We start from the raw sequence: 24,731 nt of genomic DNA on the forward strand, positions 1-24,731 counted from the left end.
TATTTAACCTGGGTTTTATATCATTGGAATTGGGAATTCTGATGATATGTTTCTGTAATGTGTGGGTTTTCGGGCTTACCAATGGGAGAACCTATACCAAAATCTCAAAAATTCCACCCAGAGAAATTGCCCTTGTTCTGGGAACATCTCCGAAAATGAGATCCGGAAAATCCAATCCCTATTTTACGAAAAGAATGGATGCTGCGGCTCTTCTTTATCATCATGGGAAGATCAAAAAAATCATAGTAAGCGGGGAGAAGAGTAAAGGCTATAATGAACCGAGAGCAATGAAAAATTATCTGGTTTATCTGGAAGGTGTTCCGGAAGATATTATTGTGGAAGATCCTAAAGGTTTCAATACCTATAAAAGTATTCTCCGCTGTAAGGATGTGTATAAAAAGAAAAATGTCATTATTGTATCTCAGGGATATCACAACCTGAGAGCTTTGTTCTTTGCGAGAAATAATGATATGAACGCTTTGGGATTTGATGCTCAGGATGTCACAAAATCTGAAAGCTTCTACAGAAATCAGACGAGGGAAATCCTCGCCCGTGTGATTGCTGTAGTATATTTTATTTTAGGCGTTTCTCCGGATTAGAACGGATATCCGAACGCGATATTAACAGTAGGTTTAAAAGGCTGGAAATATTTGAATCTCCATCGGTCTCCATCAGGTTTATTTGGGTCATAGATCTTGTATGCAAGGTCAATTCTGGCAGTTACATAGGCGATATTAACCCTTAATCCGAATCCACTTCCGATACCTACCTGCTTCAGGAACTTATTGAATTTAAACTCATCTCCATATCCATCATTATAGTTACGAAGACTCCATGTATTTCCTATATCGGTAAACAAAGCTCCCTCATAAGTTTTATTGAATGGAATTCGGTATTCAATATTGGTGGTAAGCTTTAAATTGTCGGTCATATAAGTACGCACTCTTTCATCAACCTGAGAATCCGCAGGACCTAATCCTCCAAATGCTACCCAGGCTCTGATATCGTTGGAACCTCCATTGAAATAAGACTTGATGATCGGCATGTCCTGAGAATTTCCATAGGGTATTCCTACCCCGATAAACTGACGAAGTACCAGTGTCTGGTTTCCATTGAATTTGAAATATTTTCTGGCGTCAATATCAAATTTTACAAACTGTGCATAGGGTAATCCGAAAATGGTTTTTTGAGGACCGGTAACAACCCCTCCGCTATTATCTTTTTTGTTGAATAAGCTTAAAATGTTGCCTGCAAGCTCCACTTTCCCATTAAAATAAAATGCGTTTGGATATTCTTTTTTCCCGATTTCACTGTATACAAAGTTATAGATCATGGAAGAAATAAGGACATCCTGCGTCTGCCTGTCTTTATTCACCAATGTTCCTCTGAATGCTGTCAAAAGATCTGTTCCCTGCTGATTAAGACTTCCACGGTAAGCATCATTTTCAATAATCTTTTTGGAAACCTCATCTACACTAAGTTTTCCATCTTTATAATCTTGTCCGGTTTGCTGAGTTTCCGGGTTAAACATAAAATAATTCCCGAAAACTTCATCTTTTACCCTTCCGTCATTCACAAAGTAATCATAATAAGCATCTTTATTTTTTGTCAGACTGACCTGGGTATTGAATAAAGTAAGCTTATGATACACCTGATCATTTACACTGGCTTGATAGTTCAGCCCGGTATTGAAAATCAACCTTCCCAAACCGATGTTGTTCTGTATGGATGCCCCCAATAAAATAGATGAAGTAGGCGTATATCGTTTAGGAATGAATTTATAATAATTAAAAGGAAGCAAAAGCCTTGGGAAATTCAAGGATGCCTGAGCTGATATTTCATAGGCAGCAACTCTCTTATCAATATCCTTAGTACTTCTGATAGAACCAAATGTCCCTGAAAGGCTCGTGGAAAGGTTTTCTGCACCTCTAAAAACATTTCGGGTAGTAAGATCTACGGAAGGAGAGATCCCAAGATTTAGAATCTGAGAATAATTAATATCTGTTCCCAGTTTAAACTCATACTTCGGAAGTGGTTTCAATACATATAAAACATCAACAATACTGTCGTTAGGAGAAGCCATTCCTCCTTGTCTCAGAGAGTCTCTTGCTTTAACGATGCTAAAATTGTTCATTGCCAAAAGGTTCCTCTTGGTTACATCCAGTTTGGTCTGGTCGAAAACCTTTTTACTGTCCGGAATAATAGCTCTCCATATGGATGAAAGTTTATATTTATCATTCATCGTATGGAATCTTATTCTTCTTAAACTGTCTTTTTTTGTATTTTTAGGATAATCGCCCGGTTCATCTACAATCGCCACATCTATATTTCCGAAAGTAGAAATCTTATAGGGAGTATCCAGCGAGTCTTTATGGATTTCCAGTGTCAAAGGAACCTGCTTTCTGTTTTTAAGAGAATCCGCTACAAAATAAACTTCATCATTGGAGGCATTGAATCTATAGAACCCAAATTCCCTCATCAGATCAGTAATTCGGGTTACCTCTCTTTCAAGAACGGTTTGATCAAGAATCTGTCCGGATCTCACAAGACTTCTGTTCAGATTATAATTGTAGAATCCTTTGATCCCCTGATCCGGAATATTATAAAAATAATCCTTGATCCGGGTAGGATCGTTATGCTTGATGGAATAATTAACGGCTGCTTTTTTAGAAGCGGAATCTAAGGTATGTTTAAACGTTACATCCGCATCCCAGTATCCTCTGTAGGTAAGTCTTTTTTTAATAGATTCAGCGCTTTTTTCACTTCTCGTCTGGTCAAGAATTACCGGTGGTGTTCCCCAGTTGTGCAATAAACGATCAAACAGCAGGCTTTTTCCAACACTGCTTTTCATATTGTATTTAAGGAATAAAGAGTCTCTCAGTTTCTGATTTCTCATCTCACCGGGATAGGTCATGTATTCATTAAGTATCGTATCGTATTTCGTATCAGCCATATTGTACAGTAGGAGACTTAATGGCATGAAAAGAAATTGCTTTTTATTGGGCTTTTGCTGAATATAATCTTTCAGTTCTTCATCGAAAAATTCTTTCTTATCCTCGAACCCTAAACTGTTCTTAGTAAGCAGATATTCGCCTTCAGGAACTTTTTTTGTTGTACTACAAGCATAAAGGAGACCAACAAATGTTGCAAATGAGATAATTTTATAATATTTTTGAGGAGAATTCTTATAATGCTTACAGCTCATACAATAAAAGTTTTACAATCTTTAGATAAAAAGAAGTTCAGACAAAAATACAATTTGTTTTTGGTTGAAGGTAATAAAATCATTTGTGAACTTTTTAATTCTAACTTTAAAGTTAAAGAAATATTATCAACCGATCCACAAAAACTGGACCGGAATGATGCTCCTGTTACCCATATCTCTGATAATGAATTAAAAAAAATTAGTTTTCTTAAAACGCCAAAAGATTCCGTAGCGGTATGTTATCTCGCTGAGGAAGAAAAAATGACGGAGAAGAATATACAGCTGGTTTTGGATGGAATACAGGATCCCGGAAATTTAGGAACAATTATACGTCTGGCAGATTGGTTCGGAATAGAGCAGATTGTCTGCAGTGAAGATACCGTAGATGTTTACAATCCAAAAGTGATTCAGGCGACTATGGGCTCTTTTACCAGAGTTAATGTTGTTTATACAAATCTTGTGGAATATCTTTCTGCAACAGGAAATGTAAATATCGGAACAGATATGGAAGGGGAGAACCTCTACACGTTTGAGAAACCGGAAAAGATCAACCTGATCTTAGGAAACGAAGGAAACGGAATGAGACCGGAAACCGAAAAACTTTTACAAAAAAGTATCAGCATTCCGAGGTTTGGAAAATCCCAATCTACAGAAAGCCTGAATGTATCAATGGCTGCCGGGATTATTTTAGGACAGTTATTTTCGAAATAAAATATAAGAATTAGGGCTTAGAAAAAATGTAAAACTATTTTCTAAGCCCTAATTCCTTAAATCAATTGTTCCATACTGGAAACACTTTTATTTTTCTGATATACTTCCATCTTTTTTCTGACATACTTCAGTGCTATAGGAGCGAGGTAGATCAATGCCGCACCAATCAGTTTTTTCTTCCAGTTGGAGCTTTTCATATTCTTTTTGGCATAGTTTCCTACAATAGCAGTAACTCCCAGTTTAACAAGGCTGTCCGTAATGTTTCCTCCTTTAAAAGCGGAACTTGCAAGCCCTACAGCAGTATTTTTATTAATCAGTAAATCTTTTACTTCTGAGGTAAGCTGTTTGGCAATGACGTCCTTTCTCAGAACTACTTTTTCATCACCGTCTTCATCTATCTTTTCCTGAAGATACTGATCGCTTAACCCATTGGTAAATGCACTAAGACTTTCTTTCGTATTCTTGAAGGTAAGAAGATTTTCAAGATCATTTATTTCACCTTGAAGCAGTTTTTTCTTTCTTCTTAATTCTTCTATGCTCTCGTAATTTCTGCCCATAGTTTAATGATTTAAAAATTTAATAACCTGATCTGCAACAGTATTGACAATCTTAGTTTTGAAGGCAACGACAAATGCCATTACCACTGCATAGAATGCAGCAACAATTAAGAATCCGTAAGAGTAATTATCCAGTGCTTTTCCGATAAGGAAAGCGATTCCAAAATTGAAAAGGATAATAAAAAAAGCAAAAGCAACAAGCAGTACTACAAAGTAAGTAATGAGCCCGGCAGAAAGAGACGACTTTTCAGTCGCTTCAATTTTCAGAAGATCTATTCTCTTGGAGGCATATTCTTTAATAGTTTCTATCATTGTTTTTTTTTAAAGTTACAAAAAAAGGAACTTTTGCACAAAAGTTCCTTTCTGTAATTTACCTGAAAAAGATAAATTACTTATTATTTTAGATCGTTCAGTTCCGCTTCTACATCCTTTACTACATCTGCAGTTTTAGAAACTATCTGATCTTTGTATTTATCATATCCGTCTTTCACAGTATGTGCTACGCTATTAGCTGTTTCTTTGAAAGTAGAAGAAATATTGCCATATTGGTCTTTTACTTTTTCAGAAACCTCTCCGTATTTATTTTTAGCCTGATCTTTAAGATCATTTGCCTTATCCTTTATTTTTTTTCTGGTTTCTTTACCTTCTTCCGGTGCGTAAAGCATTCCTAAGATTACACCTGCCGCAGCACCTGCAAGAAGTCCTGCCAATATACCTGCTGTATTATTTCCTTTTCTAGACATTTTAAGTTTTTTAATAATTAATAATAGATTAGTTTTTACAGTAATAAAACTTACAATTTGTATACCAAAGGAGGCTTTAAGCCTATTAAAAATTGTTAAATCTTTTCGATGTGAGATAAAATAAGTTCTATAGTTTCTTCTTTGGTCAATGCTGAGTTATCAATAACGATAGCGTCTTCAGCCTGCTTTAATGGGGCTATTTCCCGCTCACTGTCAATCTTATCCCGTTCTATAAGGTTCTGCTTTACCTGCTCTTTATCTGCTTCAATTCCCAGGCCTTGCAGTTCCAGAAACCTTCTGTTGGTTCTTTCGTCAATACTGGCAGTTAGAAAAAATTTATAGTCTGCATTTGGCAGAACTACTGTCCCAATGTCACGTCCGTCCATAATGACACCTCCTTTTTCTGCCAAAATGCGTTGTGACTGCAGCAAAAAGTCTCTTACTTCTTTCTGTTTGGCAACAAGGCTTACATTGTCAGATACGATATTAGTGCGGATTTCTTTAGAGATATCCGTGTCATTAAGGAAAAGAATAAGTGTTCCGTCGTTGTTTTTAAACTCAAGTCTGATTTGATTTAAAGAAGAGAATAGTGTGTTCAGATCAATCTCTTCATTTTTGTTCAGACAGTGCTGCAATGCATACCAGGTAACTCCTCGGTACAGAGCTCCTGTGTCCATATGAATAAGTCCCAGTTTATCAGCAATGATTTTAGAGATAGAACTTTTTCCGGTAGACGAGTACCCATCGATAGCAATTACAGGTTTTTTCATACTGCAAATTTCAAGATTTTTTCTTAAAAATCAAGAGGAAGTAAGAAAATTTCAGAATAATTAAGAAAATTTCAGCCGGAAAGACTACTCTCCTCTGTGGCTGGAAAGGTCCATGGAAATCCCTATCTGATTGACGTTCGAAGAGTTGTGGTATCTTACATGAGCATAGTCTATGCGAAATCTGGAAACTTTCACTCCAAATCCTGCAGAAAGTCCTGAGAAGTTTCTTTGTTCTGAAACTGCCAGTTCATTTCCTCTTTTTACATTATAACCCAACCGGATGTTGAAATTCTTCTCTGGAAACAACTCAGCTCCCAATGAAAAGTGGTCTGCAATTTTTCTGCCTGCATTCACTTTCTGGCCATCTAGATTGTATTCTGAAGAAATGTCAAATTTCTGAAGATCGTGTGCAGTAATAGTAATCGCAAGAGGGAAGTTCTTGATTATTTTGGTATATCCCAGATCAATTCTGAAAGGAAGATTTTCTCTTGTTCCATTGAATGATTTCAGCTGGAAACCAAAATTTCTCATGACCAGAGAAAGTACTTCTTTGGTTTTTTTATTATGATAGGTAACTCCCGCTGTTCCTGAAATGGCGGAAGAAGTATAGTTGTCAATTTTTGAGGTGACAAAATTAAGCCCTCCACCAATTGTCCAGTCTTCTTCAAACTGGTAGGCATAACCTGCACCAATGGCTACATCTGAAGCTTTGAATTCTCCGTTTTCGAACCCGCTTTCATCCGTTCTCGGAATACTTCCATAGCTCATATACCTCGCATTGATAGTAGCCATATGGCCATTCTCAAAGTCTTTGGCATAAGCAATAGTTCCGTATTTCGAATCGGCAAGATAAGCTGTTGCGTTTACAGAAAGCTGTTTGTCAGAATCTCTATTTAATAGAGCAGGGTTTGCAATAGCAAAGGAAACATCATAATCTCTTATCGAAATTGCATCTCCACCCAAAGCAGCCTGTCTTGCAGATACAGGTACATTTAAGAACGGATAAACATTTGTTCCTGTTTGCGCATAAGAAACAATTCCTGATAGAAATAATGAAAAAATGATAATTTTCTTCAACTCAATTTATAATTAATGCAAAAATAATCCTTTTTCGTACTTTTCAAAATATTTCTTACATTATTTCTATTTAATATTTTTCTTTTATCAAAATTTTTAATGATTATATTTGCAAAATCAAAATCTGGGGAAATCCCTACTAGTAAAAAGTTATTAAAAATAAAAGATGAAATATAAAAGAATCCTTCTGAAACTAAGCGGTGAGGCCTTAATGGGAAACAGACAATACGGTATTGATACCGAAAGACTGCAGGAATATGCTGTTGAGATCAAGAAAGTAGTCGAAAAAGGCTGTGAAGTTGCGATCGTCATTGGAGGAGGAAATATTTTCCGTGGTGTTGCAGGAGCCGCAAAAGGGATGGACAGAGTACAGGGAGACTATATGGGAATGCTGGCAACTGTAATCAACGGTATGGCTTTACAAGGAGCGCTGGAAGATGCAGGAATCAAGACAAGACTTCAGTCTGCTATCGAGATGGATAAAGTAGCTGAGCCTTTCATCAAAAGAAGAGCCGTAAGACACCTTGAAAAAGGAAGAGTAGTGATCTTCGGAGCAGGAACAGGAAACCCTTATTTTACTACAGATACAGCTGCTACACTTAGAGCAATCGAAATTGGAGCTGATGTGATCTTAAAAGGAACAAGAGTAGACGGAATCTATGACAGTGATCCAGAGAAGAATGCTGATGCTGTAAAATACAATTCATTATCGTTCGATGAAGTATTTGAAAAAAACCTTAAAGTAATGGATATGACTGCTTTTACTTTGAGCCATGAAAATAAGTTGCCAATCATTGTATTCGATATGAATAAAGATGGTAACCTGTCAAAAATTGTAGACGGAGAAACTGTAGGTACTTTGGTTGATTTGTAATCAATTTTAGTAGAAAAATATAAAAACACCTGCCACGATAATCGTGACAGGTGTTTTGTTTTTATAGCAGTTCGAATACCTATTTATCTGCTTCAATATTTTGCGTGGCATTTTCCTTTTCAACCAAAGTGTAATGGGACAAAATCCATTCAATGATCTGATTTATTATTTTTATAATCATCTCAGATTCAGTGACAGCAGTTACTCCTGGTACCAGATTTACAACATCCGGTTTGGGTAATGGCTGTGGTAAAATAAGGCCATTTACCTGAGGATTAGGCCCTGTTGCAGGAATACCATTATACATGGCAACATGTTGTACGGCTAGCTGAAGCATATAATCTTGTAAAGTCGCAGGAGGCGTTTTGATAGTGGTTTGGAGTTGGCCTGGAAGCGACTGGTTTTGTATTCTTGTATAACTTGCTCCTGATTTTGAAGAGTCATCAATAGCCATTTTTTGTAAAGTTTGTAATATATAAGGAGTCATATTGCTAGTAGCCTGACCATATATAGTTGCAATTTTCTCCAGTTCTGATATTGTCCACGCATGAGGCACTACATCCAGATCATTCCAGTGCATGGTATTCCAGCTTTGGTAAGTACCCTTTTGTTCCTCCCATCCTGGCGGTAATGGTGGAAATTTACTATTGAACAGGCTGGCGAATGCTGCTTCACCCGGAGTTGGTCCGGCAGTAGGGTATACAAGGGTTACCCCGAAAGCATTCAGATTTTTGTTTTCTTTCAGATAAAGGGCAAGGGTAGGTGATAATGCTCCTGCAAGGCTGTGTCCGCAAAATATAATGGCTGTGCCCGGTTCCGGATTTAAACCTGCAAGAAACTGTTGCAGTGTCGTGTTAGGTGAGGCCGCAAAATCAGGGCTTTTAAGTCCCAGAAGGATACCTACACCGGTAGCAGTGCCTTTTGAAATGTAAGGATCTGTGCCATTATATGGTGATGTAGTGGGATTGGAAGGGTTATAAGTTGTCCAGTTTACCACTTCTGAAACTGCGAAATCTTCTGTTTCCCAATCGTAAAGTGATGATGGATTAGTTGCTGCAACAGCCACCACATAAGCAGGCAATGTAGGGCCTCCCGGAAATGCAACAGCATCACATTTAACTACGTATAATGCGTTATCTGCAACTCCTGTAGGAACATGATTATTCTCTTCTTCGACTAGGGCAGGTCCCCAGACAAGATCCCAGTTTCCTAATACCGGAAGAACTGAAGGATCAGCTGTTGAAGGTGCTTTCTGACCCATTATCTTAACAGGAGGAACATTGTTAAAATAAAAAGATAAGTCATACTGAAGCTGTAATTGCAATTGGATACCCAGGCCGTTGTAGCCTCCCGCGCGGTTTGCAAGACCTGCCATACCAAATACTTGTTGATAGGCATCTAAAGATGGATTTGTCATAATGTGATTGGTTTAAATTAGTTTTAAATTTTCAATTAATAAGAAATGTCTTCTCCAGGACTTTTTGTTTATTATTGCATATATTATATCTAAATATACCTGCTAATGTTCTGTTTAAAAGACATAGTAAAGGAAGCTATAAAAAATCATATCACACTAAGTAGAAATAACCAAAATGTTCCATAGGTATTTGTACCCGAGGTGTTTGCTTTCAGTTGAATTTTTAGGTAAAAAATAAGTTTCTTTTTTCAAGAGGAGATAAGTACACAATATAATGAAGAAAACAAGTATCAAGCACATGGACTAATATGTAAGCGTAGATTAAGAAATAAATACATGCTCTGGAAAAAGAAATTGTAAAAATATCGTGTAACAATTTGATATTTAATTTATAATCATTATATTAGAGATAAAGAGCTCTAATGCTCAAGGAATAAAATGAAGCAGATAGTTTTTGATTACATTTTAAAAGTAATCAATCAAAATGAGTGTATGGGAATTTCTTATGAAGAAATTAGTGAAAAATTTGCAATTAATAGCGAAGATTTCATGGAGATGGTAAAAGATGAATCATGGCATTATAAATTAAGGCCCAAAATTACTAAGGATTGTATATTTTTTACTAAAATTAACTAGTTAACAGTCTTCTCTTTGAGAGGGCTTTTTGTTATATTTGCTAAAATTGAAAATAATGGAAACAATCAACAAAACATTTGAATTGCAACTGGAAGGAACGCCTGTAAAAGGTATTATTACATCATTAAATAATGATGAACTAGATTCAATAAAAAATTTAGGAAGTGAAGAATATTCAGGCGCAGTGTTTAAAATACAAGTATTAACTGTTCCGGAATTAGGTGCAACCTATTTTGAAACTGGAATCCCCAAAGTTTTTGTTGTAGGATACAAAGGAAAAGAGGGACAACTGGGATCCATTGAAAATGGAGAATTTGAACCGTTACACACTGAAGATATGATAATTAGAAATATTTCACTAAATATCCTGGAAGTATTACTAATAAATGGCAATTCCAGAAATTATAAAGCTAAATAAAACAGCCCCTTAATTGGGGCTAAATTTTATGGGAGAATAGCATCTTCATCTTCGGAATGATAAATGGCACCTAAGTTTCTAACCTCTTCAGCAGTATAGGTTATTTTATTTTCTCTATAACGAAACTCCAGCGGTGAGTTGAAATTGGGATTGGAATTGATTTTATCAATTATGTCAATAGCTTTTTCATATTCATTTAACATTTCTCTTTCGTCTGGTTCAAGAAGGTCAAGAGGCCCCCCACATGGGAACTCATAAACAGTGTTGCCGATTTCAATTTTCATATAATTAATTTTCTTCCAAAGAAAGCTATTTTCTTATAAGCTTTTTTACGGATTTCCGTAATGTATTTCCATTAAATTTTTTCCTTTAAGTGCTAAGAAAATTGACAATAGCTTTTGGTTGCTTTTCCTTGAGATTATAAATATCCCATTTTCGTTTGTAAGTTTCTCAATAATATCTACTAAATTACCGTGCATTATATGTCCATGTTGGGTTAACACTTTTGCATACTTTCAGCTATTCCCTTTATAATTAAGATGCCAAGATAAGTTAGGGTTTTAATTATTTTTTTTCGAAACTAGAGACTATGCATTGAATTACAAATTAAAAAATGCATATTATGACAATAGAAATGTTTGAGGATTTAATATTGCGTCTAAAGGATAGAAATAACCTCGCAAATTGATCAACTTAAATCCGCTACGAACAAAACAAGAAACAAGTAACGACTGGTAATAAAATAATTTTGTATACTATCATATCTAAAAATATCAATGTTTTCATAAAATACAGAATGCAGTCTTACCAAAATATGGAAATAATCATTATTTTTGCAGCACTGAATAGAAAAAAATAGTTTAAAACAGTGAAAGAACACTGATGTTTACAGGATTTGTGAATTTTAACTAATTGATATTCAGATTGATTAATAGATGTGTAATTTATCAAACTTTAATATAATAATGGAAGAATTAGATCTTATATTAGAATCTGTAAAACAAGACATGGATGCAGCTGTAAAGCACTTGGATCATGCATTTCAAAGAATTAGAGCAGGACGTGCTTCTACGGCAATGGTTCAGGATGTAATGGTAGAATATTACGGAGCACCAACTCCTATCAACCAGGTTGCGAATGTTTCTGTTCCGGATGCAATGACAATCTCTATTCAACCTTGGGACAGAACTGCAATCAATGCGATTGAGAAAGCGATCATCAATTCAAACTTAGGTTTTGCTCCTTCTAATAACGGAGAGAATATTATTCTGAATGTTCCGCCTTTGACAGAAGAAAGAAGAAAAGAGCTTGCAAAACAGGCTAAAGTAGAAGCTGAGAACACTAAAGTAACGGTAAGAAACGCAAGACAGGACGGTTTGAAAGAACTTAAAAAATTGGAAGGAGTTTCTGAAGATGTTGTAAAAGGAGTGGAAGAAGAAATTCAAGGTTTTACTGATAAATATGTAAAGCTTTGTGATGAGCATCTTAAGACAAAAGAAGCTGAAATTATGAAAGTATAATTTTCAGTTTTTGAAAATAATAAAGGGGTTTCCGATGGGTAGCCTCTTTTTTTCTTTTATATAAGCATGTCCTATTGCTTTTGAACCGTGTATTTGGTATTTTTGTTTAGAATTTTATCGTAAATAGGCTTCATTCTATAATATATTGATGAGTATTTGCGTTAATTCATTATATTTATAGAATTATTCCTGCAGTCTTAATTTAAAAACAGGAAGTTAAACATTTTAAAGTGATGACGAAGATTATTGGTGTAGGCAACTACATACCATCTGAAACGATAACCAATCTATTTTTTGATAAACATATTTTTCTTAATGAAAAGGGGATATTATTAAAAGAAAATAATACATCTATTACAGACAAGTTAAAAAAAATTACAGGCATTGAAGAAAGAAGATATGCCCATAGTACAGAGGTTACTTCAGATCTTGGATTTATCGCAGCCAAGGCTGCCATTGAAAATGCAGGAATAGATCCTGAAACATTAGACTATATTATTTTTGCCCACAATTTTGGAGATGTTCGTTTTGGAACAGCTCAGTCTGATGCGGTGCCGAGTCTTGCGTCAAGGGTGAAACATTTATTAGGAATCAGAAATAATTTCTGCGTGGCCTATGATGTTCTTTTTGGATGTCCCGGCTGGATTGAAGGAGTGATACAGGCTAATGCATTTATTAAAGCCGGTATGGCTAAACGATGTTTGGTGATTGGTGGTGAAACTCTTTCCCGTGTATCGGATATTCATGACAGAGACAGTATGATCTATGCTGATGGTGCGGGAGCAGCTGTGCTGGAAGTTAACAATGATGATGACTCAGGAATAAAGGCTCATTTATCAGCTTCTTATACCTTTGAGGAAAAGGATTATCTGTATTTTGGAAAATCTTACAACAATGAGAAATGTCCGGATACAAAATACATCAAAATGGATGGGCGAAAAATTTATGAATTTGCGCTGGTGAATGTTCCTGATGCCATGAAAAGATGTCTGGACAGCAGTGGATATTCAATCAGTCAATTAAATAAAATTATTATTCATCAGGCTAATGAGAAAATGGATGAGGCTATCGTTAGCAGGTTTTATCAGCTATATGATTTACCGGTTCCTGAGAATATAATGCCTATGGTCATTCATAAACTGGGAAACAGCAGTGTAGCAACCATTCCTACTTTACTGACGATGATTTTAAAGGATGAACTGGAACATCATAGAATCCAGAAAGATGATGTGGTTTTATTTGCTTCTGTAGGGGCAGGAATGAATATTAACGCCTTCGTTTACCAGTTTTAAACTTATATTGAGTAAAAAAAACTGAAATTATGAAAAGTATAATTTCAGTCTTAAAATAAAAAAATAGGCTTCCGAGGGAAGCCTATTTTTTTATTTACAATTCTCATTGTAATCATAGATCACTTCATTGATAATTGAAAGTTTATCTACTGTAGCATTGCTGATTTCATCTCTGATAAATTTTCCGAAACCGGATCTTTTCTTTTCTTCATTTTTTAGAGAACCATATTCTCCTTTTGCAATTTTTGCTTTTACATACGGACAGTCTGCAAGGATGACTTTTGCCTTTGCAGGAGTGAGTTCTTCCACTTTTCCTCCTTTTTTAGAAAAGATGTAATTGGGATTTTCTCTTAAACGGTCTGTTTCTGCCTGTGTAATTGCCTGTGTGCTGTTGGGAGAAAGGGCTGTAGGATAACCATAGAGTTTATAAACGGTTACTTTACCTTCTGCTACTACTTCTGCAAACTGATCTGTTCTTGAAAGATTATTGATTGCTTTAAAGCCCGCTGACAACCCTGTTGAGCTTTCAGAACTGTTTAACGCTTCTCTCATATTCGAATATTTTACTGATTTAAAAATCCTTGGAGTATCACCTTCATACACCATATATTCTTTAATATCGCCTGTGTCGTAGGTTTTGAATTTGATCTTATTCTTTACCTTATCAATATCAGCAGTGGCTGCAAATTTTACTTTTAACTGATTCTGCCATGGGCTGGAGTAGCCTCCGTGCAAATGGACAACACCTTCAGTTTTCTTTCCGCTTTTATCAATAATGTATCCGTATTTTTCACCGTTGTAGGTTCCGTTTTCATCTTGCTCCTGAGCATATGTGTTCAGGGAAACAAGCCCGAATAGGCCAATAAGTAGTAATTTCTTCATGGTATTGTTTTTAAATTTTAGCAAATATAATTTTTTATATTCAAAATAACTCAACAAAAAAAGCTCCGAAAAAAATCGGAGCTTTCTACTTTTATGCTGTATATCAGAATTATTGATATCTCTGATGTTCTTTACTTTTTGCAAACCTCCTGGTAATGGGTTTGAATAATGCTTTGTATTTTTCAGCATCAAATAATTGTGAGTCTGTAAGGGCTTTATACGTCATCCATACTCCAAAAGGAAGAAGGATCAGGTTAGGAAGCCAGGCCGCAAGATAAGGATTCATTTTTCCGCTCCACGACATGTTTTCTACCCCGACATTCATTACATAAAATATAATGAAAATCACAATAGCGATGATTACAGGAAGTCCCATTCCTCCTTTTCTGATGATAGAACCTAAACTGGCTCCAATCAGGAAGAAGATGATACAGGTCACTGAATAGGCAACCATTCTTTGCTGGTAAATCACAACTTTACTGAAGTACTTTACATTGGAGCTGTACTCATTCTTTTTAGACTCCAGGGTGGATTTCAGATTATCCAGTCTGTTGTAAGAGTTGTAAATGATTTCCAGTTTTTTGTCTCCTTTTACTGTATCCAGTTTTATCTGTGTTTTTGGAGCTACCTTGTGCTTATTGCCCTTATCCATATAAGTAACAACAGAATTGGTCTGGTTAAGAACCTCCGAACCAATATTGTCAAAGAACTGCTTATTGTCCTTTTTATTTTTAGCAATGGTTTTGTTCAGCTGATTAAAATTCTCAAAACGGTAATCATCTGTGATCTGCTCTTTTTCGATTGCTTTATTAATGATTTCACTGATGTCGAAGTGAGAAACTAATGTGTCAAATTTAATGGCCTGATCGGGCTGTTTCTGTCTCACATTATCTCCTTTTCCGGCGAAAGCATCTTCAAATACATATCCGTTATACAGTACAAGTTTCAGGAAATTCTTATTGGCAGCCGGAACAAACTTTCCTTTTTCTGCTACAATCGACTGCTGGTTTTCATAAGCGTTGGCTTTTTTATGCACAAAAACGCCTTCAATATTTTCTCCGCTTTCTCCATGTATCTTATCAAATTTCACCATATAACCAGGTATCTGATCGATGAACTGGCCAGGTGTAAAGTTAAGAGCAGGCTTGGTCTGTGCAATATTGAAAAGCATGTTTTTAGCTTTCTTTTGAAAATCGGGAATGATATTGCTTGAGAAAAAATACAGCATGATAGCAAGAATCGTTGAAATTCCAAGCAGGGGAGTCATTACCCTGGTCAAAGGAATTCCTGCCGCTTTCATGGCTGCAAGCTCATACCGTTCCCCAAATTCCCCGAACGACATGATGCTCGCAAGGAGAATGGTAAGGGGGAGAACCATACTGATGACGTTTACCCCAAGATAAAAAAGAAGTTTGAGGATCTGCCAGTAGCTTAATCCTTTTCCCATAAACTGTCCTAACTGAACCCAGATAATGTTTACAATAAAAATGAAAAACAATACGCTGAATATAAAGAAAAACGGTCCAAAGAAGGTTTTTATGATATATCGGTCTAGTATTTTTAACATGCGCCAAAATTAATCAAAAAGCCACAAAGTTTACTTGTGGCTTTTTATATTTTGTTATTTTTTTAACTTAAAAAGCAAATTTGCTTATTTGGCAATTCACTTTCAGCTTTTTAAAGTTCTGTAATTACGTAGTTTTTAAACTTATTCTTGTCAAAAACAAACATATTAGGATCCAGTTGCTGATTTTCTTTGTATTCTTTTATCGCAATTACGGCTACATCTTTGTTGTTTCCGTGCTGTTCCAGTTTTACCATTTGCTTTTTAGCAGAATCTACAAAAAGATATACGAACTGTATTCCGTTTGCCTTTACAGGAGTCAGTTTAATAAAATCAGCATTCACACCATTTACCATTTTCTTACCGTTGTACGTTACATTATAATCGTTTCTGTAATTGGTCAGGTAGTTGATAGGGGAGAACATGGTACCGCTTCCGTTAGGTTTAGCGATGGTTACTTCCATATCATCTGCATTGATGTTGTAAATTTTGTTTCCGTCGAAGATCTGTTCTGTATCCATGATCTTCAGTTTGTATTTTTCTCCGGCAGCATAATAAATACCTGGCTCTGTTTTCGTAACCTGCCCGTTAAGGCCGCTTCCAAAAGAAAATTTGAAGTAAGAATTCTTTTTAGAATTGTAGTTGGCTGTAATATCATCCAATATCTTTTTAGCCTTAGCATCAATCTTCTGAGCATTGGCCATACCTACTGCACCTACAACAAAACTTCCTAATATAACTTTTGAAATAATATTTTTCATTTTTTTATTTAATAATCTTTAGACATTTTAAATTTTGAAAGGTTAAACCATTCGATTTCTCCCTTAACTACGCAGATCTTCCAAAAACTGTTCCAAAGAATGAGGATCACTGATCAGGACCTCTCTTGCTTTAGCGCCGTTAAAACCTCCAACAATACCGCTGGCTTCAAGCTGATCCATAATTCTTCCCGCTCTGTTATAACCCAGTTTCAATTGTCTTTGAAGCATAGATGTAGATCCCTGCTGAGTAGAAACAATAATTCTGGCGGCATCTTCAAAAAGGGCATCTTTTTCGTTCGGGTCAAAAGTACCTACTGTACTTGTAGAGTCTTCAGAAACATATTCAGGAAGCAAGAATGCTGAAGCATATCCTTTCTGCTCTCCAATAAATTCTGCAAGCCTTTCTACTTCCGGCGTATCTACAAAAGCACACTGAAGTCTTAAAATCTCATTTCCGTTGAAATAAAGCATATCTCCTTTACCGATCAGCTGATCAGCTCCCGGAGAATCAAGAATGGTTCTGGAGTCTACACTGGAGATTACTCTGAAGGCTGCTCTTGCAGGGAAGTTGGCTTTGATCATACCTGTAATGACGTTTACAGATGGTCTCTGTGTGGCTACAATAAGGTGAATACCTACAGCTCTTGCAAGCTGTGCCAGTCTGGCAATCGGTAACTCAACTTCTTTTCCTGCGGTCATGATCAAATCTGCAAACTCATCCACTACCAATACAATATAAGGTAAGAAACGGTGGCCATTTTCTGGATTTAATTTTCTTTCTGCAAATTTCTTATTGTATTCTTTTAAGTTTTTACAGAAAGCGTTTTTAAGAAGATCATATCGCGTGTCCATCTCAACACAAAGAGAGTTCAGCGTATTGATTACTTTATTGGTATCCGTAATGATCGCTTCTTCTGCATCCGGAAGTTTTGCTAAATAGTGTCTTTCAATTTTTGAATATAATGAAAGCTCTACTTTTTTAGGATCCACCATTACAAACTTCAGTTCACTTGGGTGTTTTTTGTAAAGAAGGGAAGTAAGAATTGCATTAATCCCTACAGATTTACCCTGACCCGTTGCTCCAGCCATCAATAAGTGAGGCATTTTTGAAAGGTCAGCCATGAAAACTTCATTAGAAATCGTTTTTCCGAAAACCACCGGAAGATCCATATCCGTATTCTGGAATTTCTGAGAAGCAATTACAGAACGCATAGAAACCATAGTAGGGTTTTTTCTTGGCACTTCAATACCTATTGTTCCTTTTCCAGGCATTGGAGCAATAATCCTGATTCCTAAAGCGGAAAGGTTCAGTGCAATATCATCCTGTAGTTTTTTAATTGCAGCTACCCTGATTCCTGCTTCTGGTACAATTTCGTACAAGGTTACAGTAGGACCAATTGTTGCCTTGATCTCTGCGATTCCTACGTTGAAGTTCTTCAGAAGTCCAACAATCTTATTTTTGTTTTCTTCTAATTCTTCCTTATTGATCGCAATTTCTTCACTGCCATAATCTTTCAGTAATTCTACAGGCGGCATTTGGAATTTAGCCAAATCCAGTTTGTGATCATACAAACCATGTTTTTCTATCAGTTCCTGAGATTTTTTATCCGTATCATCCAGAATGTCAATTACAGGAGCTACTTCTATATTGAATTTAATGTTTTCCTGTGCAGGTGCAGTGGTTACACCAGAAGATGGAGCAGATGGTCTGATATCAAATGCTTCTTCAGGACTAGAAACCGGTACAATAGGTTTTGTAGAAAGGTTTAAACTTACCGGTTGAGCAACCTCTCTTGGTTCTGCTTCAAAAGAAGTGTGATTAGGAGTGGTAATGGTTTCTATATCGGTGGAAACCGGAACTTCTGGAAATCCTTTCGGAATACTTACAGTTTCTGGTTCTTTCATTGTATTGATTGAATTATTGGAAGTACCGTTGGTAATATCACTTACCGTTACGCGGGATGGGGCTGCCTCTTCAATTTCTTCAGCTTCTTCTTTCAATTCCTCATCTGCTTCAAAATCATCATCCGAATCAGGAATCATAGATTTTACTTTTCCAATAGTATTTTCATTGATCTTATCCAGTTTTGCTTTGATAGAACTTGGACGAAGATTAAATTCAAGAATAAAATATAAAAGGATACTTGCTGCCAATACAGTCCATAGACCTACCGTTCCGATAATAGAATTAAGGTAATCCATGATCTGAAATCCATACACTCCTCCTAAAACACCTTGCCCTTTAGTAAGTGCTCCCATAAAAATCGGAAGCCAGCAGATAAAAAATAAAGAGTGCCCAAAAGTTTTCCATGGTTTGAAGATTTTCTTCTTAAGGATCAGCGTACCCACTACAAGAAATAAAAATGCAATGATGAATGAAGCAATACCAATACTTTCGAAAATGAAAATATTCCCCAGCCAATCACCAGCCTTGCCAAAGATATTGGAAGATTTTATACTCTTGTCCAGCATCGTTCCCGCTTGGCTTTGATCTGCTTTCCAGTTCATTAAATAAGAAATGAATGAGAATGCAAGAACAGCCGATAAAAGTATAAAAGTAAGCCCGGAAAAAATACGCGGCTTAGATAAGATTTTGCCTGTTTCAGGCGATTCAGTCTGTTTTTTTTGTGTCTTTTTATCCATAATATCAATGTCGCAAATTTAATGTTTTTTCAACACTAAAAGAATCTTTTTTCTCCAAAAAATATTTTGGAAATCCCGATTTTTACAACGATTATTTAAAATTTGATTAAAAAATATTGTTCGCAATTATAAAATAAAAATAGGGCTATTTTTTTTGTTTATGCAAATCTGATGCTGTTAAATTATATTAACTAATCATATTTGTATTTCTTTAAAAAAAGATAATAAAATTTCTGATTTAAATATATAGAAATGAAAAAAATAATACTATTAAAAATTATGATTGATATTATTAAAGATCAGATGCGTTTTTTGAACTAGTTCAAAGGTCAGGATTTTAAACAGCTATAATTTTGTCTCAGAAAATTTCACATATGGAAAACAGATTCAAAACTATCCTGACCTTAGGTCTGATCTTTATTTCACTGATTACAATGAACGCACAAAAACAAAAAATGGAAAACACTGCATTATTAATTATCGATGTACAAAATGATTATTTCCCAGGAGGAAAAATGACATTGGAAAAAGCTGAGCAGGCTGGAGAAAATAGCAAAAAGGTTTTAGAATATTTCAGGAAAAATAATCTTCCTGTTATTCATATTCAACATATTTCTGACAATGAGGGAGCTGCTTTTTTTCTCCCGGATACAGAAGGTGCTAAAATCAATCATCTGGTTTCACCAAAAGAAGATGAAAAAGTAGTTGTCAAGCATTTTCCGAACAGCTTTAGGGAAACTGATCTTTTGAGTTATCTTCAATCAAAGAAAATCAAAAATCTGGTCATTACAGGAATGATGACGGATGTTTGTGTAGAGGCAACTACGAGAGCTGCTTTCGACTTTGGATTTAATAATACGATAATTGGAGATGCCACGGCAACCAGAAACCGGGAACTGAATGGGGAAGTGGTAAAGGCTGCAGAGGTTCAAAGATCTTTTTTAGCGGGAATTTCTGCTCTTGGAAATCTTTATGCCCACGTAATGAATACAAATGAATTTTTAAGCAAGTAGGCTTCTTTGGATACGCAAGGGCGCAAAATGATATTTAAAATTATGCTATAAGACGCGAAGATTTTATCTCCGATAAAATTTAATAGGTTCACTTTGCTGAAAATCTTCGATTTTCTTGCGTCTTAAAATAAACAAAATGTATAATAAAACTTTGCGCCTTTGCGTTTACCCAACAAAAAATTGAAGTTCCATTGTTTAGAAACAAAAATAACTTAACATAACTTAATTCAATATAGGTGTCAATAATTTTGATACCTTTATTTTGCTTAAATAATAGAATGTCTGATCTGCTCTATAAAAACATCTGCAACTATGTGAATCTTTCCAAAGAAGATTTCAACCGGTTTGTAAAGCCTTTTGAATTCAGAAAATTTAAAAAGAAAGAAGTCGTTCTCAAAGAAGGTGATTATTGTATTTTTGAAGGATTTGTTCTGAGTGGCTGTTTTAAGACCTATTACCTCAATGAAAGCGGATTCGAGCAGACTTTATATTTCGCTGTAGAAGGATGGTGGATTACAGATATAGACAGTCTTATCAATAGTGTTCCGAGCATTCTGAATATTGAAGCCCTTGAAGACAGCGAAGTACTGATAATTTCCAAAAAAGACAAAGAACATCTGTACGAGATCATGCCTCAGATAGAAAAACTTTTCAGGATCATGAACCAGAAATCTTCAGTAGCATTGCAGAGAAGGATTCTTTCATTAACGGGTAAAACGGCAGATAAACGTTATCTTGAATTTCTTGAAAAGTATCCGGGACTGGAGCAGAGGCTTACTCAGCAGCAGGTTGCTTCCTATTTGGGAATAACTCATGAATTTTTAAGTAAAATCAGGAAGAAAATCGTTAAGAATAGTTGAAAATTGGTTTTCGAAATAATTCAGAATATTGACTATTTTCGGGGTGGTTTCGGAAAGTATGATTGAAATTAAAAATAGAAGCCTTCAATTACGGATATAGGTATTATGAATCTCTATTTTTTCGGTTTTAGGAATTGAATTTTCCTTAATATTTTCAGGCTTATTAAGAATCTTTCAAAATAAGCAAAACAGAGGCCAAAGTGACAAAAAACAGCTTTTTTTAAGCTCTTTATGGTTTATCATGCTTATTTTTGCATGTCAAGTACAATTAAATCATGAAGAAGCTCCAAGATATTCTTATCTCAACCAGGACAATGGCTGTATTGCTGCTGGTGTACGCATTTGCAATGGCTTATGCAACGTTCTTAGAAAACGACTACGGAACTCCTACAGCAAAAGCATTAATTTATGAGGCCAAATGGTTCGAACTGATCATGGTCCTGCTCATTCTTAACTTCATAGGAAATATCGGAAGATACAGACTATGGAAAAGAGAGAAATGGCCGGTTCTTGTTTTTCACCTTGCCTTTATTTTTATTTTTATCGGTGGTGCCATCACTAGATACATCAGTTTCGAAGGGACTATGCACATCAGAGAAGGCGAAACTTCCAACGAGATCGTAACGGATAAAAATTTCTTTAAAATCCAGATCGAAGAAAAAGGTGATGTTCTTAACTATCAGGATGTTCCTTATTTGATGTCTCCATTGAACAAAGATCTTAAAGCAACCTATGACTTCCACGGAAAAGAAGTGAAAGTGTTTGCTAAGGAATACATTCAAAGAAAAAAAGACAGCCTTATCGCTGAGCCAAACGGAGCAGAATATCTTCATTTGGTATCTACCGGAAGTACCGGAAGACAAAATATTTACATCAAACCGGGTGATACAAAATCGATCAACGGAACTTTGGTGACATTCAACAGAGCTATTGAAGGAGCGGTTGAATTCAAAAATGAAGGAGGACAATTATTTATCAAAACACCTGTAGATGCAAGCTTTATGACCATGGCTACTCAGGCAACAGGAAGTACTGTGAAAAATGAGTTCCAGCCTTTGGTATTAAGAAGTTTATATACAATCAACGAACTGAAACTTGTAGTTCCTGAAGGTCTTAAAAAAGGAAGACTGATGGCTATTGAAGGTGACAGAAAGAAGGATGCTAATGTTCCGGATATGCTTCAGATAGAGCTGCAGGGTCCAAAAACAAAGCAGCTGGTAGACCTTTCTGTTGAAAAAGGAAATCCTAACGCCTACAAACAGGTTACTATGGACGGATTAAACATTATGGTTGGATTCGGACCTAAAGTATACAATACTCCTTTTGCATTAAAACTGGATGACTTCGTTATGGAAACTTATCCGGGAAGTTCATCTCCAAGTGCTTATGAAAGTCATGTAAAGATCATTGACGGAGGAAAAGAAACGCCTTATAAAATTTATATGAACCACGTTCTAAACCATGGTGGATACCGTTTCTTCCAGTCAAGTTTTGATCCGGACAGAATGGGAACTGTTCTTTCTGTAAACCATGATTACTGGGGAACTTTAATTTCTTATATCGGATACACTCTTTTATTCTTAGGAATGTTTGTAATCTTCTTTTGGAAAGGAACTCACTTCTGGAAACTGAATAAAATGCTGATTGATGCAAACAAAAAGAAGACAAAAGCAGCAACAATACTTTTAGTGTTTTTAAGCTTAGGATTAAATGCACAGAAAATTGAAACTCATGGAACTACTGACGGAAGCAGAGAACATATTCATGTAGAAGGTGATAATCATACCCATGCTCCGGCTCCATCTGCTCAACCGCTTGATGGCGCTGCTCCAAAACAGAATTCATTGGCAACTCCAATGGGGAAAATGAGATCTATTTCTGCTGATGAAATTATTGCAAGAAACAAAATCAGTAAAGAACATGCTGATAAATTCGGATATCTTTTGGTACAAAGTTTTGAAGGAAGAATTGTTCCTATCAATACAGAAGCATTGGATGTTTTAAGAAAACTATACAAAAAAGACGAATTCAAAGGAACAGACGGAAAGTCTCTTACTGCCAACCAGTGGTTCCTTTCTATCAATACAGATACACCAAGCTGGACAATGGTTCCAATGATCAAAGTGGGACCTAAAGGTGGTGATGAACTGAAAAATAAAACAAAGGCTGATGAAGAGGGGTACACTTCATTGATGAACCTTTTCCCGGCAGATGCTAACGGAAACTTAACTTATATTCTGGAACACGATTATAACACAGCGTTCCGTAAAAAACCGGCTGAGCAGACTAATTATGATAAAGAAATCATTGCTGTAAACGAAAGAGTACAGATCTTCAATGAGTTCTTCAGTGGTCAGTTTATGAGAATTGTTCCTGTGAAAAATGATGCCAATCATACATGGCATTCATGGTTAGATCAGAAATTCGAACCGGATATGGAATCTCAGCAAGTGATGGGACCTTACTTTGCAGAAGCACTTACTGCACAGAAGACAGGGAACTGGAGCAAAGCAGATACAGAATTGGCGAAGCTTTCAGAATACCAGCAGAAATGGGGTAAGGCAGTAGTTCCTGCAAAATCTAAAGTTGATCTTGAGGTTTTCATGAATAAAGCAGATATTAATTTCAAATTATTGATTTTCTATACTCTTGTTGGAGGGCTTCTTTTAATCTTAGGATTTGTTGAGTTGTTTAAATCTAATAAGATTTTAAATAAAATTATTAAAGTAATTATTGCGATTGGTCTAGTAGGATATCTATGTCATTTCTTAGGACTTGTAGCAAGATGGTATATCTCAGGACACGCACCATGGAGTAACGGATATGAAGCAATTATCTTCATCTCTTGGGTAGGTATTACAGCAGGTTTATTACTATATAGAAACTCAAATGCGTTAATTCCTGCAGCCGGGTTTATGGTAGCTGTTATCATGATGGGATTTGCTCACGGAGGTTCAGCTCTTGATCCGCAGATCACGCCGCTTGTTCCGGTACTGAAGTCTTATTGGTTAATTGTTCACGTAGCGATTATTACATCCAGTTACGGATTCTTCGCCCTGTCGATGATTATTGCTGTGATCTCATTGGTATTTTATATTATCTCTAATAAAGAAACGTATAAAATTCACCACGATACTACATTGAAGGAATTAGTAATCGTTTCTGAAATGTCATTAACCATCGGATTGTTTGCATTAACAGTAGGAAACTTCTTAGGAGGAATCTGGGCAAACGAATCATGGGGAAGATACTGGAGCTGGGACCCGAAAGAAACATGGGCTTTCATTTCCATCATGGTATATGCATTTGTACTGCACATGAGATTAGTACCTGGATTGAGAAGCAGATGGGCATTCCACGTAGCAACAATGTTTGCGTTCTGCTCAATGGTAATGACTTATTTTGGAGTAAACTACTACTTAAGCGGACTTCACTCGTATGCAGCGGGAGATCCGGTGCCAGTACCGGCTTGGGTATACATCGGAATAGGAACAATGATTCTTTTATCAGCTGTTTCTTATTTCAAGTTTAAAACCTTAACAAAGAAATAAAACGTTCAACATATCAATTAAAATCCCGGAATTTACTTTCCGGGATTTTTTATTTCTATTTTTTTTGACATTGGGGTAAGCTGTTTTAACGCTAAGTATGCAATGATTTTTTATTGTGTTGATTGATCGTTCGCAAAGGCGTTTCACTCAGCAAAACGAAGTGCCTTTGCGAAAAAAAATAAAACGCAATATAAAACAAATTGACCTTGCGAACTTTGCGCTTAGTTAAACACCTCG

General features: G+C 35.9%; 21 protein-coding genes. 9 read left to right on the forward strand and 12 right to left on the reverse strand.

Annotation, left to right across the window (positions count from 1 at the left end):
• The first annotated feature begins 41 nt into the window (after positions 1 to 41).
• Complete coding sequence (locus tag AC57AW_RS12885; RefSeq protein WP_370647742.1) at positions 42 to 599, forward strand: SanA/YdcF family protein; 558 nt, start codon at positions 42 to 44, stop codon at positions 597 to 599.
• On the opposite strand, the gene tamL is transcribed toward AC57AW_RS12885, so the two are convergent.
• Positions 596 to 3,205 (reverse strand): translocation and assembly module lipoprotein TamL, encoded by a 2,610-nt coding sequence (gene tamL, locus AC57AW_RS12890; RefSeq protein ID WP_318846017.1) that lies wholly within the window; start codon positions 3,203 to 3,205, stop codon positions 596 to 598. The two genes, AC57AW_RS12885 and tamL, sit on opposite strands and share 4 nt — an antisense overlap.
• Between tamL and AC57AW_RS12895 the strand changes: the two genes are divergently transcribed.
• Positions 3,191 to 3,916: a TrmH family RNA methyltransferase gene (locus tag AC57AW_RS12895; RefSeq protein ID WP_496352201.1), complete on the forward strand. Its 726-nt coding sequence runs from the start codon at positions 3,191 to 3,193 to the stop codon at positions 3,914 to 3,916. The two genes, tamL and AC57AW_RS12895, sit on opposite strands and share 15 nt — an antisense overlap.
• 56 nt (positions 3,917 to 3,972) lie before the next feature.
• Here the strand turns inward: AC57AW_RS12895 and AC57AW_RS12900 are convergent, their stop codons facing one another.
• The 5 genes from AC57AW_RS12900 to porQ all read right to left on the reverse strand — a co-directional run bounded on the left by AC57AW_RS12900 (position 3,973) and on the right by porQ (position 7,063).
• Positions 3,973 to 4,473 carry a phosphoribosyl-ATP pyrophosphatase gene (locus tag AC57AW_RS12900; RefSeq protein ID WP_318846015.1) on the reverse strand — a complete coding sequence of 167 codons (501 nt, stop codon included), beginning with the start codon at positions 4,471 to 4,473 and terminating at the stop codon, positions 3,973 to 3,975.
• 3 nt (positions 4,474 to 4,476) lie between these two features.
• Positions 4,477 to 4,785, reverse strand: coding sequence for a phage holin family protein (locus AC57AW_RS12905; protein WP_318846014.1), 309 nt, complete (start codon positions 4,783 to 4,785; stop codon positions 4,477 to 4,479).
• Between the two features lie 83 nt (positions 4,786 to 4,868).
• On the reverse strand, positions 4,869 to 5,216 hold the full coding sequence (locus AC57AW_RS12910) for a YtxH domain-containing protein (RefSeq protein ID WP_318846013.1): 348 nt from the start codon (positions 5,214 to 5,216) through the stop codon (positions 4,869 to 4,871).
• 95 nt (positions 5,217 to 5,311) lie between these two features.
• Positions 5,312 to 5,986 carry a (d)CMP kinase gene (gene cmk / locus AC57AW_RS12915; RefSeq protein WP_496352202.1) on the reverse strand — a complete coding sequence of 225 codons (675 nt, stop codon included), beginning with the start codon at positions 5,984 to 5,986 and terminating at the stop codon, positions 5,312 to 5,314.
• An 84-nt stretch (positions 5,987 to 6,070) separates the two neighbouring features.
• Positions 6,071 to 7,063 (reverse strand): type IX secretion system protein PorQ, encoded by a 993-nt coding sequence (porQ, locus tag AC57AW_RS12920; RefSeq protein WP_496352203.1) that lies wholly within the window; start codon positions 7,061 to 7,063, stop codon positions 6,071 to 6,073.
• A 166-nt stretch (positions 7,064 to 7,229) separates the two neighbouring features.
• On the opposite strand from porQ, the gene pyrH reads away from it, so the two are divergent.
• Positions 7,230 to 7,937, forward strand: a complete 708-nt coding sequence (pyrH, locus tag AC57AW_RS12925) for a UMP kinase (protein ID WP_318846010.1) — start codon at positions 7,230 to 7,232, stop codon at positions 7,935 to 7,937.
• A 79-nt stretch (positions 7,938 to 8,016) separates the two neighbouring features.
• Here pyrH and AC57AW_RS12930 read toward each other — a convergent pair whose 3' ends face one another.
• Positions 8,017 to 9,354: a lipase family protein gene (locus tag AC57AW_RS12930; protein ID WP_496352204.1), complete on the reverse strand. Its 1,338-nt coding sequence runs from the start codon at positions 9,352 to 9,354 to the stop codon at positions 8,017 to 8,019.
• A 691-nt stretch (positions 9,355 to 10,045) separates the two neighbouring features.
• Between AC57AW_RS12930 and AC57AW_RS12935 the strand changes: the two genes are divergently transcribed.
• On the forward strand, positions 10,046 to 10,408 hold the full coding sequence (locus AC57AW_RS12935; protein ID WP_496352205.1) for a hypothetical protein: 363 nt from the start codon (positions 10,046 to 10,048) through the stop codon (positions 10,406 to 10,408).
• 26 nt (positions 10,409 to 10,434) lie between these two features.
• On the opposite strand, the gene AC57AW_RS12940 is transcribed toward AC57AW_RS12935, so the two are convergent.
• Complete coding sequence (locus AC57AW_RS12940; RefSeq protein WP_496352206.1) at positions 10,435 to 10,692, reverse strand: hypothetical protein; 258 nt, start codon at positions 10,690 to 10,692, stop codon at positions 10,435 to 10,437.
• 681 nt (positions 10,693 to 11,373) lie between these two features.
• On the opposite strand from AC57AW_RS12940, the gene frr reads away from it, so the two are divergent.
• Together frr and AC57AW_RS12950 are read left to right on the forward strand one after the other, a co-directional pair.
• Complete coding sequence (gene frr, locus AC57AW_RS12945) at positions 11,374 to 11,928, forward strand: ribosome recycling factor (protein WP_318846008.1); 555 nt, start codon at positions 11,374 to 11,376, stop codon at positions 11,926 to 11,928.
• Between the two features lie 230 nt (positions 11,929 to 12,158).
• A complete protein-coding gene (locus AC57AW_RS12950; protein ID WP_318846007.1) occupies positions 12,159 to 13,220 on the forward strand; it encodes a 3-oxoacyl-ACP synthase III family protein in 1,062 nt (353 codons plus the stop codon).
• Between the two features lie 90 nt (positions 13,221 to 13,310).
• Here the strand turns inward: AC57AW_RS12950 and AC57AW_RS12955 are convergent, their stop codons facing one another.
• From AC57AW_RS12955 to AC57AW_RS12970, 4 genes are all read right to left on the reverse strand, one after another.
• A complete protein-coding gene (locus AC57AW_RS12955) occupies positions 13,311 to 14,102 on the reverse strand; it encodes a hypothetical protein (RefSeq protein ID WP_496352207.1) in 792 nt (263 codons plus the stop codon).
• A 109-nt stretch (positions 14,103 to 14,211) separates the two neighbouring features.
• Entirely contained in the window at positions 14,212 to 15,669 is a 1,458-nt protein-coding gene (locus AC57AW_RS12960; RefSeq protein ID WP_496352208.1) for an LptF/LptG family permease, read from the reverse strand.
• Between the two features lie 110 nt (positions 15,670 to 15,779).
• On the reverse strand, positions 15,780 to 16,427 hold the full coding sequence (lolA1, locus tag AC57AW_RS12965) for an outer membrane lipoprotein periplasmic chaperone LolA1 (protein ID WP_318846004.1): 648 nt from the start codon (positions 16,425 to 16,427) through the stop codon (positions 15,780 to 15,782).
• A 63-nt stretch (positions 16,428 to 16,490) separates the two neighbouring features.
• Entirely contained in the window at positions 16,491 to 19,070 is a 2,580-nt protein-coding gene (locus AC57AW_RS12970) for an FtsK/SpoIIIE family DNA translocase (protein ID WP_496352209.1), read from the reverse strand.
• Between the two features lie 374 nt (positions 19,071 to 19,444).
• On the opposite strand from AC57AW_RS12970, the gene AC57AW_RS12975 reads away from it, so the two are divergent.
• The 3 genes from AC57AW_RS12975 (at position 19,445) to ccsA (ending at position 24,494) form a co-directional block, all read left to right on the forward strand.
• The gene (locus AC57AW_RS12975) at positions 19,445 to 20,083 is read left to right on the forward strand and encodes a cysteine hydrolase family protein (protein WP_318846002.1); all 639 of its coding nucleotides are present in this window, start codon (positions 19,445 to 19,447) and stop codon (positions 20,081 to 20,083) included.
• Positions 20,084 to 20,361: 278 nt separating this feature from the next.
• The gene (locus AC57AW_RS12980; protein ID WP_496352210.1) at positions 20,362 to 20,943 is read left to right on the forward strand and encodes a Crp/Fnr family transcriptional regulator; all 582 of its coding nucleotides are present in this window, start codon (positions 20,362 to 20,364) and stop codon (positions 20,941 to 20,943) included.
• A gap of 275 nt (positions 20,944 to 21,218) precedes the next feature.
• Positions 21,219 to 24,494, forward strand: coding sequence for a cytochrome c biogenesis protein CcsA (gene ccsA / locus AC57AW_RS12985; protein WP_496352211.1), 3,276 nt, complete (start codon positions 21,219 to 21,221; stop codon positions 24,492 to 24,494).
• Positions 24,495 to 24,731: the final 237 nt, after the last annotated feature.

Source organism: Chryseobacterium sp. BGA-UO-ETr-SB22, assembly GCF_059567885.1.

What these genes read in the sequence shown, in the direction of transcription:
- AC57AW_RS12885 (WP_370647742.1), top strand. Translation starts at nt 42, where the DNA reads ATGATATGTTTCTGTAATGTGTGGGTTTTCGGGCTTACCAATGGGAGA.
- AC57AW_RS12895 (WP_496352201.1), top strand. Translation starts at nt 3,191, where the DNA reads ATGCTTACAGCTCATACAATAAAAGTTTTACAATCTTTAGATAAAAAG.
- tamL (WP_318846017.1), bottom strand. Translation starts at nt 3,205, where the DNA reads ATGAGCTGTAAGCATTATAAGAATTCTCCTCAAAAATATTATAAAATT.
- AC57AW_RS12900 (WP_318846015.1), bottom strand. Translation starts at nt 4,473, where the DNA reads ATGGGCAGAAATTACGAGAGCATAGAAGAATTAAGAAGAAAGAAAAAA.
- AC57AW_RS12905 (WP_318846014.1), bottom strand. Translation starts at nt 4,785, where the DNA reads ATGATAGAAACTATTAAAGAATATGCCTCCAAGAGAATAGATCTTCTG.
- AC57AW_RS12910 (WP_318846013.1), bottom strand. Translation starts at nt 5,216, where the DNA reads ATGTCTAGAAAAGGAAATAATACAGCAGGTATATTGGCAGGACTTCTT.
- cmk (WP_496352202.1), bottom strand. Translation starts at nt 5,986, where the DNA reads ATGAAAAAACCTGTAATTGCTATCGATGGGTACTCGTCTACCGGAAAA.
- pyrH (WP_318846010.1), top strand. Translation starts at nt 7,230, where the DNA reads ATGAAATATAAAAGAATCCTTCTGAAACTAAGCGGTGAGGCCTTAATG.
- AC57AW_RS12930 (WP_496352204.1), bottom strand. Translation starts at nt 9,354, where the DNA reads ATGACAAATCCATCTTTAGATGCCTATCAACAAGTATTTGGTATGGCA.
- AC57AW_RS12935 (WP_496352205.1), top strand. Translation starts at nt 10,046, where the DNA reads ATGGAAACAATCAACAAAACATTTGAATTGCAACTGGAAGGAACGCCT.
- AC57AW_RS12940 (WP_496352206.1), bottom strand. Translation starts at nt 10,692, where the DNA reads ATGAAAATTGAAATCGGCAACACTGTTTATGAGTTCCCATGTGGGGGG.
- frr (WP_318846008.1), top strand. Translation starts at nt 11,374, where the DNA reads ATGGAAGAATTAGATCTTATATTAGAATCTGTAAAACAAGACATGGAT.
- AC57AW_RS12955 (WP_496352207.1), bottom strand. Translation starts at nt 14,102, where the DNA reads ATGAAGAAATTACTACTTATTGGCCTATTCGGGCTTGTTTCCCTGAAC.
- AC57AW_RS12960 (WP_496352208.1), bottom strand. Translation starts at nt 15,669, where the DNA reads ATGTTAAAAATACTAGACCGATATATCATAAAAACCTTCTTTGGACCG.
- lolA1 (WP_318846004.1), bottom strand. Translation starts at nt 16,427, where the DNA reads ATGAAAAATATTATTTCAAAAGTTATATTAGGAAGTTTTGTTGTAGGT.
- AC57AW_RS12970 (WP_496352209.1), bottom strand. Translation starts at nt 19,070, where the DNA reads ATGGATAAAAAGACACAAAAAAAACAGACTGAATCGCCTGAAACAGGC.
- AC57AW_RS12975 (WP_318846002.1), top strand. Translation starts at nt 19,445, where the DNA reads ATGGAAAACAGATTCAAAACTATCCTGACCTTAGGTCTGATCTTTATT.
- AC57AW_RS12980 (WP_496352210.1), top strand. Translation starts at nt 20,362, where the DNA reads ATGTCTGATCTGCTCTATAAAAACATCTGCAACTATGTGAATCTTTCC.
- ccsA (WP_496352211.1), top strand. Translation starts at nt 21,219, where the DNA reads ATGAAGAAGCTCCAAGATATTCTTATCTCAACCAGGACAATGGCTGTA.